The organism is Sporosarcina sp. resist, from assembly GCF_014302295.1.
Lineage (GTDB): Bacteria > Bacillota > Bacilli > Bacillales_A > Planococcaceae > Sporosarcina > Sporosarcina psychrophila.
Window position 1 is genome coordinate 3406681 of sequence record NZ_CP060287.1, and the last position, 14726, is coordinate 3421406.

The 14726-nt window shown below is 41.3% G+C and carries 16 protein-coding genes; 4 read left to right on the forward strand and 12 right to left on the reverse strand.

Annotation, left to right across the window (positions count from 1 at the left end; translation table 11 throughout):
• Window positions 1–7: 7 nt before the first annotated feature.
• From H7992_RS16695 to H7992_RS16710, 4 genes are all read right to left on the reverse strand, one after another.
• Window positions 8–964, reverse strand: coding sequence for a sugar kinase (locus tag H7992_RS16695; protein WP_187045347.1), 957 nt, complete (start codon window positions 962–964; stop codon window positions 8–10).
• A gap of 750 nt (window positions 965–1714) precedes the next feature.
• On the reverse strand, window positions 1715–2995 hold the full coding sequence (locus H7992_RS16700; RefSeq protein ID WP_067211029.1) for a cation:dicarboxylate symporter family transporter: 1281 nt from the start codon (window positions 2993–2995) through the stop codon (window positions 1715–1717).
• Window positions 2996–3177: 182 nt separating this feature from the next.
• A complete protein-coding gene (locus tag H7992_RS16705; protein WP_067211031.1) occupies window positions 3178–4068 on the reverse strand; it encodes a response regulator in 891 nt (296 codons plus the stop codon).
• 11 nt (window positions 4069–4079) lie between these two features.
• Window positions 4080–5342: an ATP-binding protein gene (locus tag H7992_RS16710; protein ID WP_231885692.1), complete on the reverse strand. Its 1263-nt coding sequence runs from the start codon at window positions 5340–5342 to the stop codon at window positions 4080–4082.
• A gap of 174 nt (window positions 5343–5516) precedes the next feature.
• Between H7992_RS16710 and H7992_RS16715 the strand changes: the two genes are divergently transcribed.
• Window positions 5517–5789 carry an alpha/beta-type small acid-soluble spore protein gene (locus tag H7992_RS16715; RefSeq protein WP_187045348.1) on the forward strand — a complete coding sequence of 91 codons (273 nt, stop codon included), beginning with the start codon at window positions 5517–5519 and terminating at the stop codon, window positions 5787–5789.
• A gap of 37 nt (window positions 5790–5826) precedes the next feature.
• Window positions 5827–5985, forward strand: a complete 159-nt coding sequence (locus H7992_RS16720) for a hypothetical protein (RefSeq protein ID WP_187045349.1) — start codon at window positions 5827–5829, stop codon at window positions 5983–5985.
• 99 nt (window positions 5986–6084) lie between these two features.
• On the opposite strand, the gene H7992_RS16725 is transcribed toward H7992_RS16720, so the two are convergent.
• Together H7992_RS16725 and H7992_RS16730 are read right to left on the reverse strand one after the other, a co-directional pair.
• Entirely contained in the window at window positions 6085–6336 is a 252-nt protein-coding gene (locus H7992_RS16725; protein WP_067211039.1) for a DUF3886 domain-containing protein, read from the reverse strand.
• Between the two features lie 19 nt (window positions 6337–6355).
• Window positions 6356–7540 carry an acetyl-CoA C-acetyltransferase gene (locus H7992_RS16730; RefSeq protein ID WP_187045350.1) on the reverse strand — a complete coding sequence of 395 codons (1185 nt, stop codon included), beginning with the start codon at window positions 7538–7540 and terminating at the stop codon, window positions 6356–6358.
• A 76-nt stretch (window positions 7541–7616) separates the two neighbouring features.
• Between H7992_RS16730 and H7992_RS16735 the strand changes: the two genes are divergently transcribed.
• The gene (locus tag H7992_RS16735; RefSeq protein ID WP_187045351.1) at window positions 7617–8519 is read left to right on the forward strand and encodes a hydroxymethylglutaryl-CoA lyase; all 903 of its coding nucleotides are present in this window, start codon (window positions 7617–7619) and stop codon (window positions 8517–8519) included.
• A 15-nt stretch (window positions 8520–8534) separates the two neighbouring features.
• On the forward strand, window positions 8535–9461 hold the full coding sequence (locus tag H7992_RS16740) for an alpha/beta hydrolase (protein WP_067211046.1): 927 nt from the start codon (window positions 8535–8537) through the stop codon (window positions 9459–9461).
• Window positions 9462–10209: 748 nt separating this feature from the next.
• On the opposite strand, the gene H7992_RS16745 is transcribed toward H7992_RS16740, so the two are convergent.
• The 6 genes from H7992_RS16745 to H7992_RS16770 all read right to left on the reverse strand — a co-directional run bounded on the left by H7992_RS16745 (window position 10210) and on the right by H7992_RS16770 (window position 14638).
• A complete protein-coding gene (locus H7992_RS16745; RefSeq protein ID WP_067211048.1) occupies window positions 10210–10452 on the reverse strand; it encodes a YneF family protein in 243 nt (80 codons plus the stop codon).
• 206 nt (window positions 10453–10658) lie between these two features.
• Window positions 10659–11108, reverse strand: coding sequence for a sporulation inhibitor of replication protein SirA (gene sirA, locus H7992_RS16750; RefSeq protein WP_067211050.1), 450 nt, complete (start codon window positions 11106–11108; stop codon window positions 10659–10661).
• Window positions 11109–11288: 180 nt separating this feature from the next.
• Window positions 11289–13295, reverse strand: a complete 2007-nt coding sequence (gene tkt, locus H7992_RS16755) for a transketolase (RefSeq protein WP_067211052.1) — start codon at window positions 13293–13295, stop codon at window positions 11289–11291.
• Between the two features lie 74 nt (window positions 13296–13369).
• Complete coding sequence (locus H7992_RS16760) at window positions 13370–13603, reverse strand: DUF896 domain-containing protein (RefSeq protein WP_067211055.1); 234 nt, start codon at window positions 13601–13603, stop codon at window positions 13370–13372.
• Between the two features lie 64 nt (window positions 13604–13667).
• Complete coding sequence (locus tag H7992_RS16765) at window positions 13668–14330, reverse strand: YneB family resolvase-like protein (protein WP_067211058.1); 663 nt, start codon at window positions 14328–14330, stop codon at window positions 13668–13670.
• A complete protein-coding gene (locus H7992_RS16770) occupies window positions 14327–14638 on the reverse strand; it encodes a cell division suppressor protein YneA (protein WP_187045352.1) in 312 nt (103 codons plus the stop codon). Before H7992_RS16770 ends, H7992_RS16765 begins: the two co-directional genes overlap by 4 nt.
• Window positions 14639–14726: the final 88 nt, after the last annotated feature.

The window sequence follows — 14726 nt, forward strand, 5'->3', positions numbered from 1 at the left end:
GTCCACCTCACCTTTCGATACCTTTTTCTTGTCGGATGAAGGGCAATACTTCTTCTAAGTAAGGAAGTCCTTCATTGTCCCCGGATACAGTTGTAACAAGAGCTCCGACGCCATTTGCCAATTCCAGTCTTTCTTGCGGAGAAAAACCATTCAAATATGCGTAGATATAACCTGCATCGTATCCATCACCTGCACCAACTGTGTCCACAGGATTGACTTTAAATGCTTCTTTTTCATACCAAGTACCATCCGTGAGAACTCTTGAACCGTTTGCACCATCTTTTATCACGAACTGATTTATTTGGAAACGCTTTGCACAGTCAATTAGTGCTTCATCTGAAGAATCTTCAAGAATTAGTTCGATTTCATCGAGTCCTGTCAAGAGAATATCTACATACGGGAATATTTGCATAAACGTCGCTCTTGCTTCTTCAATCGTCCACATTTTCAACCGTAGATTCGGATCAAATGAGACTGGAATTCCTGCTTCTTTTGCAATTTCAAGAACTTGTTTCACGATTTCAATATTTTTTGGATTTATCGATAAAAACACGCCGGTGAGATGAATCACATCAACTCCTTCAAACATGTCTTTCGTAATATCTTTTGGCTCCATTGTAAGCATAGGAGACTGATGACGATAATAAAACGTCTTGCCCGAACCGTCTTCTTGAATTTCTTTAAAGTTTAGCGAGGTAGGATACCCATCCATGAGTTCGACATTCGTCACATCGATGCCTTCACCACGCGCGAAATTGTAAATGACCCGTCCAAACTCGTCATTTCCTAAACGGCTCACCCATTTTGACTTAAGACCAAGACGAGAGCATCCAATTGCAAAATTCAATTCTGCCCCGCCCACTTTACGAGAAAAATTTGTTACAAATCGTAAAGGACCAGTATCTGCCGGATTCATCGTAATAAGGCCATCACCAAGTGTTAGAATACTAAAATTTGAAGACACATAATTCCTCCTTTATGCCAATTCGAGCTGCTATTAGTTCTATAATTAATTCAATAAAACGGTTTACTAAATCGGTTTAGTAAATTATACAATGAAAAGGCTTACATAATCAAGCATTAGTTTATGAAATCTAAAAACTCTCTTTCTTACTCCTAATTTTCAAGTGTTTTTTAGAGAATGCTATCTATAGATTCGTTCAGTTTATATTAGGTATTCATTTATTCAACATATAGTCGTAAAAAAGTTTTCTGTTTAAAGTGGTTTATCTTAATTTCACCCGGGTATAGGTAGATTACAAGGCGGAACTACCGGAGGATGACCCTTAGTAGACGAGTAACCTACAGGCGATTCTGACGATGAATTGCACAGCCTTGGCGGAAAATTTGCTTTGCTGGCGAGAGGTACACTTTTCAAGAACCGAGTGATTAGGTTCCAATCTCTATGTGTTTACTAAGCAGTAAGCGTTACGTTTTTTGTGGAAGTGCAACTTGAAGACTGACTTCAAAAAGCAGATCGCGTACCAACCATCTTGCGACTGCATCGCCGAAATGGCTAATTGAGTCAGCCCTATCAAACTGCACTGACGAGAGTTACATGATTATTCGTCAGAAAGAACAGTTTGTATGATTGAAAAAACTATCAAATTTTCCGAGTGCACCCCCTTTATTGGGGAATGGAAAAAAAGCATGGTCCTCTTAGTTTGAGGGCCATGCTTTTTTGTGTACTATAGTGTTTGGTATTGACGATTTCTTATTGGCTTACGCTAGGTTTACCAATTGTCGCCATGTATTCTTTTTCCATACCGCCATCAAATCGGCCTTCCCACTTGGACATTACAACGACTGCCAATGAGTTACCGATTACATTGACAACTGTTCTTGCCATATCTAGAATTCTGTCAATCCCAGCGATGAAGGCAAGTCCTTCAAGCGGAATTCCCACAGTTCCAAGCGTCGCGAGTAGTACAACGAAGGAAACGCCAGGTACACCCGCAATCCCTTTAGAAGTAACCATTAACACGACCATCAACGTAATTTGTTGCATAATACTTAATTCAATTCCATACATTTGTGCAATGAAGATCGCTGCAAGTGCTTGATAAAGTGTAGAGCCATCCAAGTTAAAGGAATAGCCTGTTGGGATGACAAAGGAAACAATGTCTTTCGGACATCCGAATTTCTCCATTTTCTCCATCACTTTTGGTAATACCGTTTCCGAACTTGATGTGGAATAAGCCAACAATAGCTCATCTTTCAAGACTTTGATAAGGTGGAAAACGCTTGTCCCGCACATTTTAGCAATAGCTCCTAGTACCACTATTACAAAGAACGCCATAACTGCGTACACCAGAACGAGTAATTTCCCGAGCGGAATTAAGGATTCTAGTCCAAATTTTGAAACCGTTACACCGATTAATGCAAACACACCAAATGGGGCAAATTTCATAATAAGATTCGTTACCCAGAACATCGCATCTGCGGTTCCCTGGAAGAAGGCAAGTATTGGCTCCCCTCTCTTACCAATTGCCGCAACACCTAAACCAAATAGGACAGAGAAGAAAATAATTGCGAGCATGTCACCCTCAGCCATCGACTGGATAATATTGCTCGGAACAATGTTCACGATAATATCCATAATGCCATTATTCGATACTTCTTCAGTTGTTTGTACGTATTGTGAAATATCCCCTTTTTCCATTGTAGAGATATCCAAACCGACACCTGGTTTAAATAGATTTGCTGCTAACAAACCAACAATAATCGCAACTGTTGTAACAATTTCAAAGTAAAGGAGTGTTTTACCACCGAGTTTACCTAATTTTTTCAAATCCCCTGTACCCGCAACCCCAACGATTAAAGTTGAAATAATAATGGGAACAACAATCATTTTAATCATCCGGATAAACATGTCCCCTATGGGTTGCAGATACTTTTCAACTGCAGGGTTGCCAAAGAAAACTGCTCCGACTGTAATTCCTAATATTAAACCTAGTAAAATTTGATACGCCAATGTAAATTTAAATTTTTTCATGTACCCACCTCTTTTCAAAATATGAAAACGCTTACGAATTCGTTTTTTAGAACTTGTAAGCAATTATATGTGGGCATTATAAAATCCGACAAAATCCGACATTTCGTTTTAATAGATTAGTTAAAACCTTCTTCGTAATGTAATAACTACAGTATTCTTCCTAATGAACTTAGTTTTGTACGTTAAGATTGATTGTGTTTTTCAACCGTATCAAAGTACATCACTTGAAGGAATTTCTTTATATTTATTTTCACTTTCGTTGATTCATTACTGTTTTGATCAATTTCTTTCATCCGTCGCCGTATTTCCTCAAATTCAAAATAGCGAGGCGCATAATATTCAAACTTCGGATTCATATAATCGATTGACCCTAATGAAGCCAAATTCGTGACTGCTGTTAGAATCGTTCTCCGGATTCGTTGTTCAATCGACTTACTTTCTTTCTTTATATCCTTGTTCTCTGTTGTATTTGAACTAGCTACAGCCTCATAAAGATCTTTCAATGAAGGAAATTGAGTGCTCGACTCTTTACGATTCATTAAAAACTCCATCATCAAAACCATATCCTCACTACCTGGTTCGCTGATAATACCTAACTCATTTAACAATGAATAAACAATTTCTTTTACGCTCTTCCTCTTCGGTAAAACTCCAGTTGAACCGATATGAGCTAATGATTCTCGAATAGACATTAACGAATTTTTCAGCCGGAACTGTTCTGACATTTTCCTTAGGATGCTCTGCACTTCAACACGATTAATTGGTTTATGTATAAAGAACTCAACACCTTTTTCATAAGCTTCCCCAACCATTTCCTTATTTACAATTTGAGAAATCATAATGAATTGGCCTTGGAATCCCAGTGTTCTTAAATGTTCCATCGTTTCGATTCCATCAAGTTCAGGCATTAATAAATCGATCAAGACAAAATCTGGGTTTGTTGAATGGACAAGTGAGAGTGATTTGACTCCGCTTTCCGCCTCACCAATGACAACACCTAATTCACCTTCCGTAATTATTTTCGCCAACATTTTTCGACTGGCCGTATCGTCATCTATAATAAAATAGCGCAACTTGATTCATCTCACTTTCTAATGTTCTTCGTTGGAATTCGGATTTGAAAAATCGTCTCTTCATCCAAAGACTCTACTTGAATTTGACCTTCAAGCGTTTGTATTATATGTTGCACATGAGACAAGCCGATTCCCGTTGCGGCAACGCCATGATTGTTAAATTTCGTCGTATAACCCGCTTCAAAAATAATTGGTAAATCCTCTTCTAAAATCCCTATTCCCGTGTCTTTTAGTATGAAATGGGTGTATGCCGCTTCTTCGTATACCGTTACTGTAATTTCGCCTTTCTGCTCAATGGATTCAACTGCGTTTGCGGTAAGGTTATTCAATAGTGCGAGCAACGGGATTTGTTGAGTCGTCTCGAAATCAACTGAAAGCGATAGTTGAAAAGCGATTTTTTTCCTAAGCAAAATACTATATTTATCATTTGCGGTAACAACCAAGCTTAGCACTTCCGAAAGTAAGAGGACATCATTTCTTTTTTCTGTAGATATACTGGAAATCCCAGAAAGAATCCGCTGCGTGTCTTTTTTCACTTCGTGTATTTCTTGCGTGATAAGCAATGCTTGCACGCTTAACTCTTGAAGATTTTCCTTTTTTAATTTCCGATACAACTCATGACTCGCTGCCGTGATTTGCTCAATATGGTCCAATGACTTTTGTAGATAAAGACTTTCCGCATATAAGTCTGCACCCACGCCAAGCATTTCTTGCATCTGTTTCTTTTGTTCCGATACCGTGATCATGCTATAAAGTCCCACTACAAAAAAACTGCGAAACAAAGCCGTCCCAGCTATTAATGCCCATTCACGAAAACCTAAATCCACATGCATTGACAATAAATAGCGCATAAGATGCTCCGCGCTATTTCCGATAAATTCAAAAAGGAGAGCCCATGCGCCCAAAAGTAATGGAAACGCTTTGTATGGTTCAATTTTAATAATGCTAAATCCGATTGCAAATAGCACATAATACAAAAATGCAGGCAGGTGATTTTGTAAACTTGCCCAAAATGAAATAGTCTCAGTCGTAAAATCGCCAATTAATCGGAAACAAACCACCGTGATCCCCGTGATAAGACCCGTTCGAATCAATGGAATAGAAGGACGAATAAGAATGAGTAAAAAGAACGTAATACTTCCTAATCCGAAACGGAAATTCTCCCCGTTGAAAGGAATCACTTTAATCTCGCTGGCAATCGCGGTCAATAAAGCAATTACAACGTAAGTGACACCAGTAGTTCCGATACTATTTTTAAGTTTAGTTATAGACAACATTAATTTCTCCTTTTATGTCCCATCACACGGTTTGTGTACGATTATTATCAACCAATTGATTGATAAATGAAAGAAGTGAAATTTGTTTACTTGCGAAAGAGTGTACTGAATTCGATTTGCAGTGTGTTTTCCTGTATTTTGGGGACACTACAGCTTACTGGAGGAGATAAAATGGCTAGCAATAATAGAATTTTGGTACCTGGTGCACGACAAGCGTTAGATCAGCTGAAAGCGGACGTCATGCAAGCCCAAGGCTACGACGTGGATAAATCTGCACCCAATAACGTGAAATTCGAAATTGCGGAGGAACTCGGCATTCCACTATCGAAGGGCTATAACGGAAAACTAACGTCGGAACAGGCGGGGAAAATCGGCGGATCGATTGGTGGAAATATGGTGAAAGAAATGGTGAGAATGGCGCAAGAGCAAATGGCAAAGAAATAAATCTAACGCTTGTCCCGTAACCCAAGGGGCAGCGTTTTTGTTTGTTGGACGGTTCGATGTAATGGTTGGACACTTTAACGCGTTCGTTGGATACTTCAGCTTAATGGTTGGAAACCACTACGTTCGTTGGACACTTCGGGATAATGGTTGGACACTTCAGCTTAATGGTTGGAAACCACCACGTTTGTTGGACTAGTTCGGCGTAATGGTTGGACACTCTACCGCTCTCGTTGGATAGTATGGGAACAAGACACCCCAAAAAAAGCACCAGCCAAATTGCAGCCGGTGCTACCATTTAAAACTTCGATCCAGTATCTCCGAACTCTTGGAGCAGTTCTCCAAAACTTTTATTTTTCTCACGTTCTTTGCGTTCAAGGCGAATTTGCTCTTGGCGTTCCTCTTCTTTCGTCTCTTCAGCAGCTGACAATGCCTTTTTTGCCGCTTTCAATTTTTCAAGAATATCATCATCAAGTGCATCGGAAAATACCGATCCTTCATTGTCTCTTTTTTTCGGCTGAGGTGCAGTTTGTTTACGTTTTTTCGCCATTCTTTTCACCTACTCTCGTTCATGATCGTGTAACAATCGTTGCGACTCCCTGTCCCCCACCTATGCATAGCGTAGCAAGTCCGGATTTCACATCACGACGTTTCATCTCGTGAAGAAGTGTAACTAGGATGCGTGCCCCACTAGCCCCGATTGGATGGCCAAGTGCTATTGCGCCGCCATTAACATTAAGTTTTGATGCGTCAAATTCAAGTTCTTTTCCGACCGCGATTGACTGGGCTGCAAATGCTTCGTTCGCTTCAATCAAATCAATTTCGGATAGTTGCATATTGGCTTTAGTGAGTGCTTTTTTAACGGCTTCCACAGGACCCAGACCCATAACTGAAGGATCGACGCCCGCATTACCATTCGCTACGATTGTTGCTAGTGGCGTCAAGCCAAGCTCGTCTGCTTTTTCTTTCGACATAATAACGAATGCTGCTGCACCGTCGTTAATACCTGAAGCATTTCCGGCTGTTACACTGCCATCTTTTTTGAATGCCGGTCGCAGTTTACCGAGCTTGTCTGCAGTTGTTCCGGCTTTGACGTATTCGTCTTGATCGAAAAGGATAGGATCGCCTTTTCGCTGCGGGATTTCAATCGTAACGATTTCTTCTGCGAAAGTTCCGGCTTCAATTGCTGCCGCCGCTTTTTGTTGTGATGCTGCCGAAAATGTATCTTGCTCTTCACGGGTAATTGAATATCGATCACAAAGATTTTCTGCTGTGATGCCCATATGATAATCATTGAATGCACACCAAAGTCCATCTGAAATCATACTGTCGATAATTTTTTGGTCCCCCATTTTAAAGCCTTCTCGGCCATTTTTCATTATGTATGGGGCTTGGCTCATGTTTTCCATACCGCCTGCGACAATAATATCCGCATCTCCTGCAATAATTGCTTGACGTGCAAGATGCACAGCTTTCAATCCAGAGCCACAAACTTTATTAATTGTCAGAGCAGGAACGGTTTCAGGTAGTCCCGCTTTCATTGCCGCTTGTCGCGCCGGATTTTGACCTAATCCAGCCTGCAGGACATTCCCCATGATTACTTCGTCAACGCTCTCTGGTGCCACCCCTGCACGTTTCAATGCCTCTTTAATAACTGTCGCCCCAAGATCTGTTGCCGGTATATCTTTCAATGAACCAAGGAACGATCCGATAGCAGAACGAACCGCACTGATGATTACGACTTCTTTCGACATTTCTTTTCCCCCATTCCCTTATTTAAGTTGCCTGTATATGCATCCCTTCATTACAATATACTAGAGGAGGGATGATATGTTCATTTTACCAAACAACGTCACAATAATCGAGGTTGGTCCACGCGATGGGCTACAAAACGAAAAGAAACATGTCAATGAAAATGATAAGCTAGCATTTATTGAGGCTTTACAAGGGGCAGGCATTCAAGAAATGGAGCTAACTTCGTTTGTATCACCGAAATGGGTGCCGCAAATGGCGGATGCAAAAACGATTGTAGAAAAGTCAAAAAAGGTCGGCAGGCAATTCGTCCTTGCACCGAATGACAAAGGTGCTGAGCTTGCAATTGAAGCTGGTGCGACCAGTATTGCCGTGTTCGTTGGGGTGAGCAATACATTTAACAAAAAAAACATTAACCGAACAACCGCTGAAAGCATCGATGCGCTTCAGCCCGTCTTTGCGAAATTAAAAATAAATGACGTTTTTATACGGGCTTGTATTTCAACTGCGTTTTATTGTCCGTATGAAGGGAAGATAGAGATAGAGGATGTCGTCGCACTTTGTAAACGATTTGTCGCCATGGGTGCGAACGAACTTAGTGTCGCCGATACGATTGGGAAGGCGAATCCCCGTGAAAGTTATGAGTTGTTCAAGACATTGAAAGAGGAATTTCCAGACGTACTGTTGACAGCTCATTTCCACGATACACGCAAAATGGCGATAGCAAATATTTTTGCTGCGCTACAAGCAGGTATCAACCGTTTTGATACGTCTGCAGGCGGCTTGGGTGGCTGTCCATTCGCACCTGGTGCAACAGGCAATGTTGCGACTGAAGATGTTGTCAACATGCTCGATACGCTCGGCATCGAAACCGGTGTCGATGTAAAAAAAGTTTGTCAAGCAGTCCAAGTGATTGCGCCGCATGTGTCACGGCCAATTGACACAGGAATGTACAGATTGTTTGAGAACGATCAACTGTAAAGGGAGTTGAGTGGGTTGAAACGGCGCGTTCTTTATATAACCGGTGTGATCTCTAGCATTGTTACAGCGTTACTGAGCATTTTCGGATTTCTCGCAACGAATAGACTGATGTTTTTGAAGTTGAAGGATTCCAACTTTATTTTAGAACGTGAAATTATTTCGAAACGGTTCGATGAACATTGGTATGAAACAGTGCGCAAAGACAATATGTGGATTGAGTCACCAAACGGTTATTTATTGAAAGCGGTCTTTCTGAAACCACTTGAAACGGCAAGAACGGTAATCATTTGTCACGGCGTAACGGAAAATAAAATCAATTCAATGAAATATGCCCGTCTTTTTGAACGTCTTGGATTTAATTCTGTCATTTATGATCATCGACGACATGGTGATTCAGGAGGAAGGACGACAAGTTTTGGATATTATGAAAAGATTGATTTACAGGTAATTGTCCGTGCGGTACGGGAACGAATTGGAAAGCGAGCATTGCTCGGCATCCACGGTGAATCAATGGGTGCTGCAACGACGATATTATATGCGGGAACCTTTAAGGATGAAGCAAATTTTCATATCGTCGATTGTCCGTTTTCTGATTTCTCCGAGCAGATTCTTCATATTTTACGGACAAATACACCTATACGATCATCAATGGCTCTACGTGTTGCCAACGTCTTTCTTAAAATGCGCGATGGCTACACCCTGAACCTTGTCTCTCCGCGAGAAGTCGTCAGAAACATTACTAAACCGGTTCTGTTCATCCACAGTTTGGAAGACGATTTCATCCTTCCCTATATGACAGAGGAATTGTACGAAGCAAAGCAAGGCGACAAAATGTTGAAACTTTTTAAAAAAGGTGCCCACGCCAAATCGTTCAATGATAATCCTGTGCAATACGAAAAAACAGTACAGGAATTTCTAGGACGGTTTAAATTTAGAGATTGAAGAAATAAACAAGTTATGAACCATTGAACTGTACCCCGAATTTCGGACACTTTGAAAAAAGACCCGAAATTCGGGGTTTTTGTTTAACTTTTTTTGCGTGACCAAACGTAAATACTTTGCTACCGATCATAAATGCCCCGCTATCAATCATATCCTATGCGAACCGATCATTAACTATCCACAGCCAATCATATCTTATGCCAACCGAGCATTAACGGCACACGACCGAGCATATCCCACGCCGACCGAGCATAAACTACTCACGACCGATCATATACCATACCAACCGAGCATTAACGACACACGACCAATCATATACCACGCCAACCGAGCATAAACGACACACGACCAACATATACCACGCCAACCGAACATAAACTACTCACGACCGATCATATCCCATACCAACCGAGCATTAACGACACTCGACCAATCATATGCCACGCCAACCGAGCATTAACGACACTCGACCGATCATATCCCACGCGGACCGAGCATAAACTACACACGACCGATCATACACCCGAGCGTTTACTTATCCTCAGTAGGAAATCAATATATTCCTAGACAACAAAAAACCATCTTTCCTGTCAAGCGTTCAACAGAAAAAATGGCTTATTAAGTGATCGGTAGAAAGTTTAAGTAATCCGAGTAAATTTCAGGTGAAAGATTAACCTATGTATAAAAATTTGCAGGCTTTCCTTTTCACTAATCCTTTACAACCCAATTAATAACGGGTATTACGTAATTACTTTTTAACCTTTTTATCTTTTTTGTCACTTACTTTGTTCATTTGGTTCATCATTTGATTGATTTTTTTCTGTGAGGGTTTTTGTCCCATTTGCATCATCATCATACGTAACATGTCTTCATTAATCGGTGGGTTATCTTTCAAATATTTCATCATATATTGACGTGCAATGAAAAATCCGAGGGCCACACCTGCTAATAGCGCGACGATGATCAAAACGATCCACCATACTGTAGTCATCCGCTATACCTCCTCTACTTCAGTTATTCGATTTTACTCTACCATGATGGATTATACAACATTGCACTAGTGAATAGCAATGGACCACAATTAAATATTCTAATCATCGCATAATAGCATTTCTTACTTCACACTATTTAAACAGACAAAATAGACCCTATTTTTGAGATTTGGGTCCTTTTTGTCCCTATCCTATAAATATCATGTCAAAGATATGCGGCTTCTTCATATGAACGAAAATCAGTCGTTTTGACCGGTTTCAGCCATCCCCATTCCCCGTGCCCATCCATAACAGCGAAGAAGCGATCTGCCGCCCCAGATAAGGCAACAAACAAATCTAAATCGAGCATGCGGGATCCGTCGCAAAAGACATTAAGCGAATACGATGATAACGAAATAAGAATGGATCCTTTGACGGGATGCGTCAGTTTGTATTCCCCATTTCGGGATTCAATCGACGTAAATCCTTCGCCAAGGTTTGCAATGATAGCCTCATCAATCATTTTCTCTTCAAGCCTGTCACATAAGTAATGGACTTCAGGCATACAATCATTATTCTGCTCATCTTCTTTTAATAGGTCATACAACAGCCGTTCACGTCCAATGACGAATGGCTGGTACATTTCTTTCACTTTATAAATTCCGTATGATCGCAATATCGCCACCCCCTAGAGATAATCCTACATGGTTTGATATAAAAAGGTTGTCATATTGCGGAATAGAACTGCACTATTATTGTCGGAAAAGATGGATAACTAAAAATTCTGTCAAGTAGTCTTGAAAAACAGTCCCGATTGCCAGAGTTTCTTCGGCGATCGGGACTGTTTCATTTATTTTTAGTTGTTGATTAACATTTTCACAGTTGCAAGAACATTGTCCTCTGTGAAGCCAAATTCTTTGATGACAGTATCTCCAGGTGCACTTGCTCCGAAAGTATCAATCGCAATGATCGCGCCTTCGTCACCAACATATTTATGCCACCCTAATGAAACACCCATTTCGATACCAAGACGTTTTTTTACGTCTTTCGGCAATACGCTTTGTTTGTATGCATCGTCTTGTTTCTCAAACAGGTCCCACGAAGGCATTGAAACAACAGTAACATCGATTCCTTCAGCTAATAGTTTCGCCTGTGAAGATACCGCTAAGCTAACTTCAGAACCGGTTGCAATTAAAATTGCGTCCGCTTGTTTTTTGCTTGCAGGGGATACGATGTAAGCTCCTTTTTTGACGCCTTCCATCGCAAGTTCAGCTGACTTCGGAAGGACAGTCAAGTTTTGACGAGACAATACTAGTGCAGTTGGCGAGTTCTTCGACGACACTGCAATATTCCAAGCAGCTGCAGTTTCGTTAGCGTCAGCCGGACGAATAACTGACAATCCAGGCATCGCACGAAGCGCAGCAAGTTGTTCAACTGGCTCATGTGTAGGACCGTCTTCACCAACAGCTACGCTGTCGTGTGTGAATACGTATGTGACAGGTATACCCATCAGAGATGAAAGTCGGATAGCGGGACGTACGTAGTCACTGAACACGAAGAACGTCCCACCGAATACATGTAATCCGCCGTGCAAAGTCATTCCGTTTAACGCTGTTCCCATTGCAAACTCACGAACACCGAACCAAATATTACGGCCGGAATAATCGGTAGCAAGGAAATCTCCTGCTCCCTTAATTGTCGTCTTGTTAGAACCTGCAAGGTCCGCACTTCCACCAAAGAACGAAGGAAGCTGTTTAGCAATCGCATTGATAGCGTCACCAGATGCAGAACGTGTCGCGTGGGATGAACCCGCTTCATACGTCGGCAAAGATTTTTCGAAGCCTTCAGGTAGTTTACGCTCGATTGCATCTTTCAATTGCTTCGCAAGGTCCGCATGTGTCGTTTCGTATTTTTCAAAAAGTTCGTTCCATTCCTGTTCTTTTTGCACGCCCAATTTCTCGGCAGATTCTTGGAATGTTTCATAGACGCCTTCAGGTACATGGAAATCTTCTTCGAACGTCCATTTATAATATTCTTTTGTCAATTTCATTTCATCTTCACCAAGTGGCATACCATGCGCATCTGATTTTCCAGATCTGTTTGGTGATCCGTATCCGATGACCGTTTTAACTTCGATCATTGTCGGACCACCGACATTGCCTTTAGCTTCTTCGATAGCTGATGAAACGTGGCCAATGTCGTTACCGTCTTCAACACGGATGTAATTCCAACCATATGATTCAAAGCGCTTACGAATATTTTCAGAGAAAGACATGTCAAGCTCGCCGTCTAGTGAAATATCATTGCTATCATATAGGACAATCAGTTTATTTAACTGCAAGTGACCTGCAAGTGAAATTGCTTCAGCAGCAACGCCTTCCATGAGATCGCCATCACCGCATAGAGCATATGTGTAGTGGTCGACAACGTCAAAACTTGGTTGATTGTACGTTGCAGCAAGGTGTTGTTCTGCCATTGCCATTCCGACTGCCATACCAATACCTTGTCCAAGTGGGCCAGTTGTTGCTTCGACACCGACTGTATGACCGTATTCGGGATGTCCCGGTGTTTTAGAGTTCCATTGTCTGAAGTTCTTGATTTCATCCATCGGAAGTCCATAACCACCAAGATGAAGAAGACTGTATAAAAGCATTGAGCCGTGTCCTGCGGAGAGAACGAAACGGTCACGGTTAAACCACTGTGGATTTGAAGGGTTGTGATGCATATGCTTCGTCCAAAGCGTATAGGCCATTGGAGCAGCCCCCATTGGTAAACCTGGGTGTCCAGAATTCGCTTTTTCGATTGCGTCAATAGAGAGCGTACGGATTGTGTTAATGGCTAGCTGATCAATTTGTTTAGTCATTGTGTACATCCTTCCCGTCATATGTAATTATCTACATATCTTAGTTTAGACAATTCGTGCAGTTAATGCAAAGCTCAGTTTAGATATTTTCCGCCACGGGCGTCTTTCACCTTATCAGGTGTCACATCATTGCCTTCAGTATCAAGAACTTTGACATTCTCAATTGTATTGCGCATTGATGAACGAAATGTCTCTAGATATTCTTTTCGCAGTTGTGTCTGTTCTTTGGCTTCTTCGACCGACAGACCTGCCGTCTTCGATTTTTTTGATAGTTCATTAATTCGTTTCATTTTATCAGCTGATAGCATATTATTTCCTCCATTATAGTTTATGACTACAAACGTATACAAAAAGAGCAGAAAGTGCAATAAATCAGCCTTCCTGCTCCACCTCATATTCTTTATACCTGCGATGCACGGTCGCTTTACTAATATCATGCCCGAGTCCTTTCAAGACACCAGTAATTTCTTCATAGGTTAGTCCTTTGTCCCTCAATGAAACGATTTCAGCTATCGGCACTTCAATCCGTTCACGACCGTCCACGTTACCCCTATTTTTCAAGTTACGCTCGGGTCGATAGCCCTCCCTTACTGCGCGTTTCATGCCCCTTTTGATTTTGGCGTTATGTAGTTTGCGCTGGTACTCTTCGACGATAGCTAAAATCTCAAGTAACATTGTATCCATTTCATTGAGTGCTATAGGTCCGCTATCATTATGTGAATAAATCGCCGTGTCCGTTTTTGCCAATAGATGTAAAACTGCCATCCTTGCATTTCCACGTCCAAGTCTTGTTTCGTCTTGGATTAGGATTGCATCGACTTCCTCGTCACGGATGTAATCCAGCAGACTTAGAAGCCCCTCACGGTCAATGTCAAAACCGCTATGCTTATCCATAAATGTCGCGACATGTTCGAGACCGAGTTCAGTTGCCAAGTCCACAAGCTCCTCTTCTTGCCTCACCAGTGACATTTCCTGCGTTTCTTTCTCAGTGCTCACCCGGCAATAGATGACACATCTTTTATAGTGCCCTGTCATCGATTAACACCCGCCAGTTGTGTATTGTTTTCCCCCACAGTCCGTACAGCAGGCAAAAGTAGATCCTCGCCTCTTTTTATTGTAGCAGATGATAGGTCATTCAATTTTATCACTTCTTTGATCCATTTATCTGTAGACATATTATCCGAGTGAAGATAAGCGAGACCCCAAAGCGTATCCCCTTCAGTAATTGTTATTTTCGTGACCATTTGTTCCTTCTCGTATTTACTTACACCTATAATTGCAAAAACCATACATAAAACGATAATAAGTACAACATAGCTATTTCTTTTAATAAAAGTCATCATTACTCCCCCTTACGAATACTTGTTCGGAATACTTGTTCTCATTATAGAAAAGGAAAATGAGTTTGTCAACACTTATTCGAACCTGTGT

Excerpts from the sequence above, each read along its gene's own strand:
- H7992_RS16700 (WP_067211029.1), bottom strand. The coding sequence starts at position 2,995 with ATGAAAAAATTTAAATTTACATTGGCGTATCAAATTTTACTAGGTTTA.
- H7992_RS16715 (WP_187045348.1), top strand. The coding sequence starts at position 5,517 with ATGGCTAGCAATAATAGAATTTTGGTACCTGGTGCACGACAAGCGTTA.
- H7992_RS16725 (WP_067211039.1), bottom strand. The coding sequence starts at position 6,336 with ATGGCGAAAAAACGTAAACAAACTGCACCTCAGCCGAAAAAAAGAGAC.
- H7992_RS16730 (WP_187045350.1), bottom strand. The coding sequence starts at position 7,540 with ATGTCGAAAGAAGTCGTAATCATCAGTGCGGTTCGTTCTGCTATCGGA.
- H7992_RS16735 (WP_187045351.1), top strand. The coding sequence starts at position 7,617 with ATGTTCATTTTACCAAACAACGTCACAATAATCGAGGTTGGTCCACGC.
- H7992_RS16745 (WP_067211048.1), bottom strand. The coding sequence starts at position 10,452 with ATGACTACAGTATGGTGGATCGTTTTGATCATCGTCGCGCTATTAGCA.
- tkt (WP_067211052.1), bottom strand. The coding sequence starts at position 13,295 with ATGACTAAACAAATTGATCAGCTAGCCATTAACACAATCCGTACGCTC.
- H7992_RS16760 (WP_067211055.1), bottom strand. The coding sequence starts at position 13,603 with ATGCTATCAGCTGATAAAATGAAACGAATTAATGAACTATCAAAAAAA.
- H7992_RS16765 (WP_067211058.1), bottom strand. The coding sequence starts at position 14,330 with ATGACAGGGCACTATAAAAGATGTGTCATCTATTGCCGGGTGAGCACT.
- H7992_RS16770 (WP_187045352.1), bottom strand. The coding sequence starts at position 14,638 with ATGATGACTTTTATTAAAAGAAATAGCTATGTTGTACTTATTATCGTT.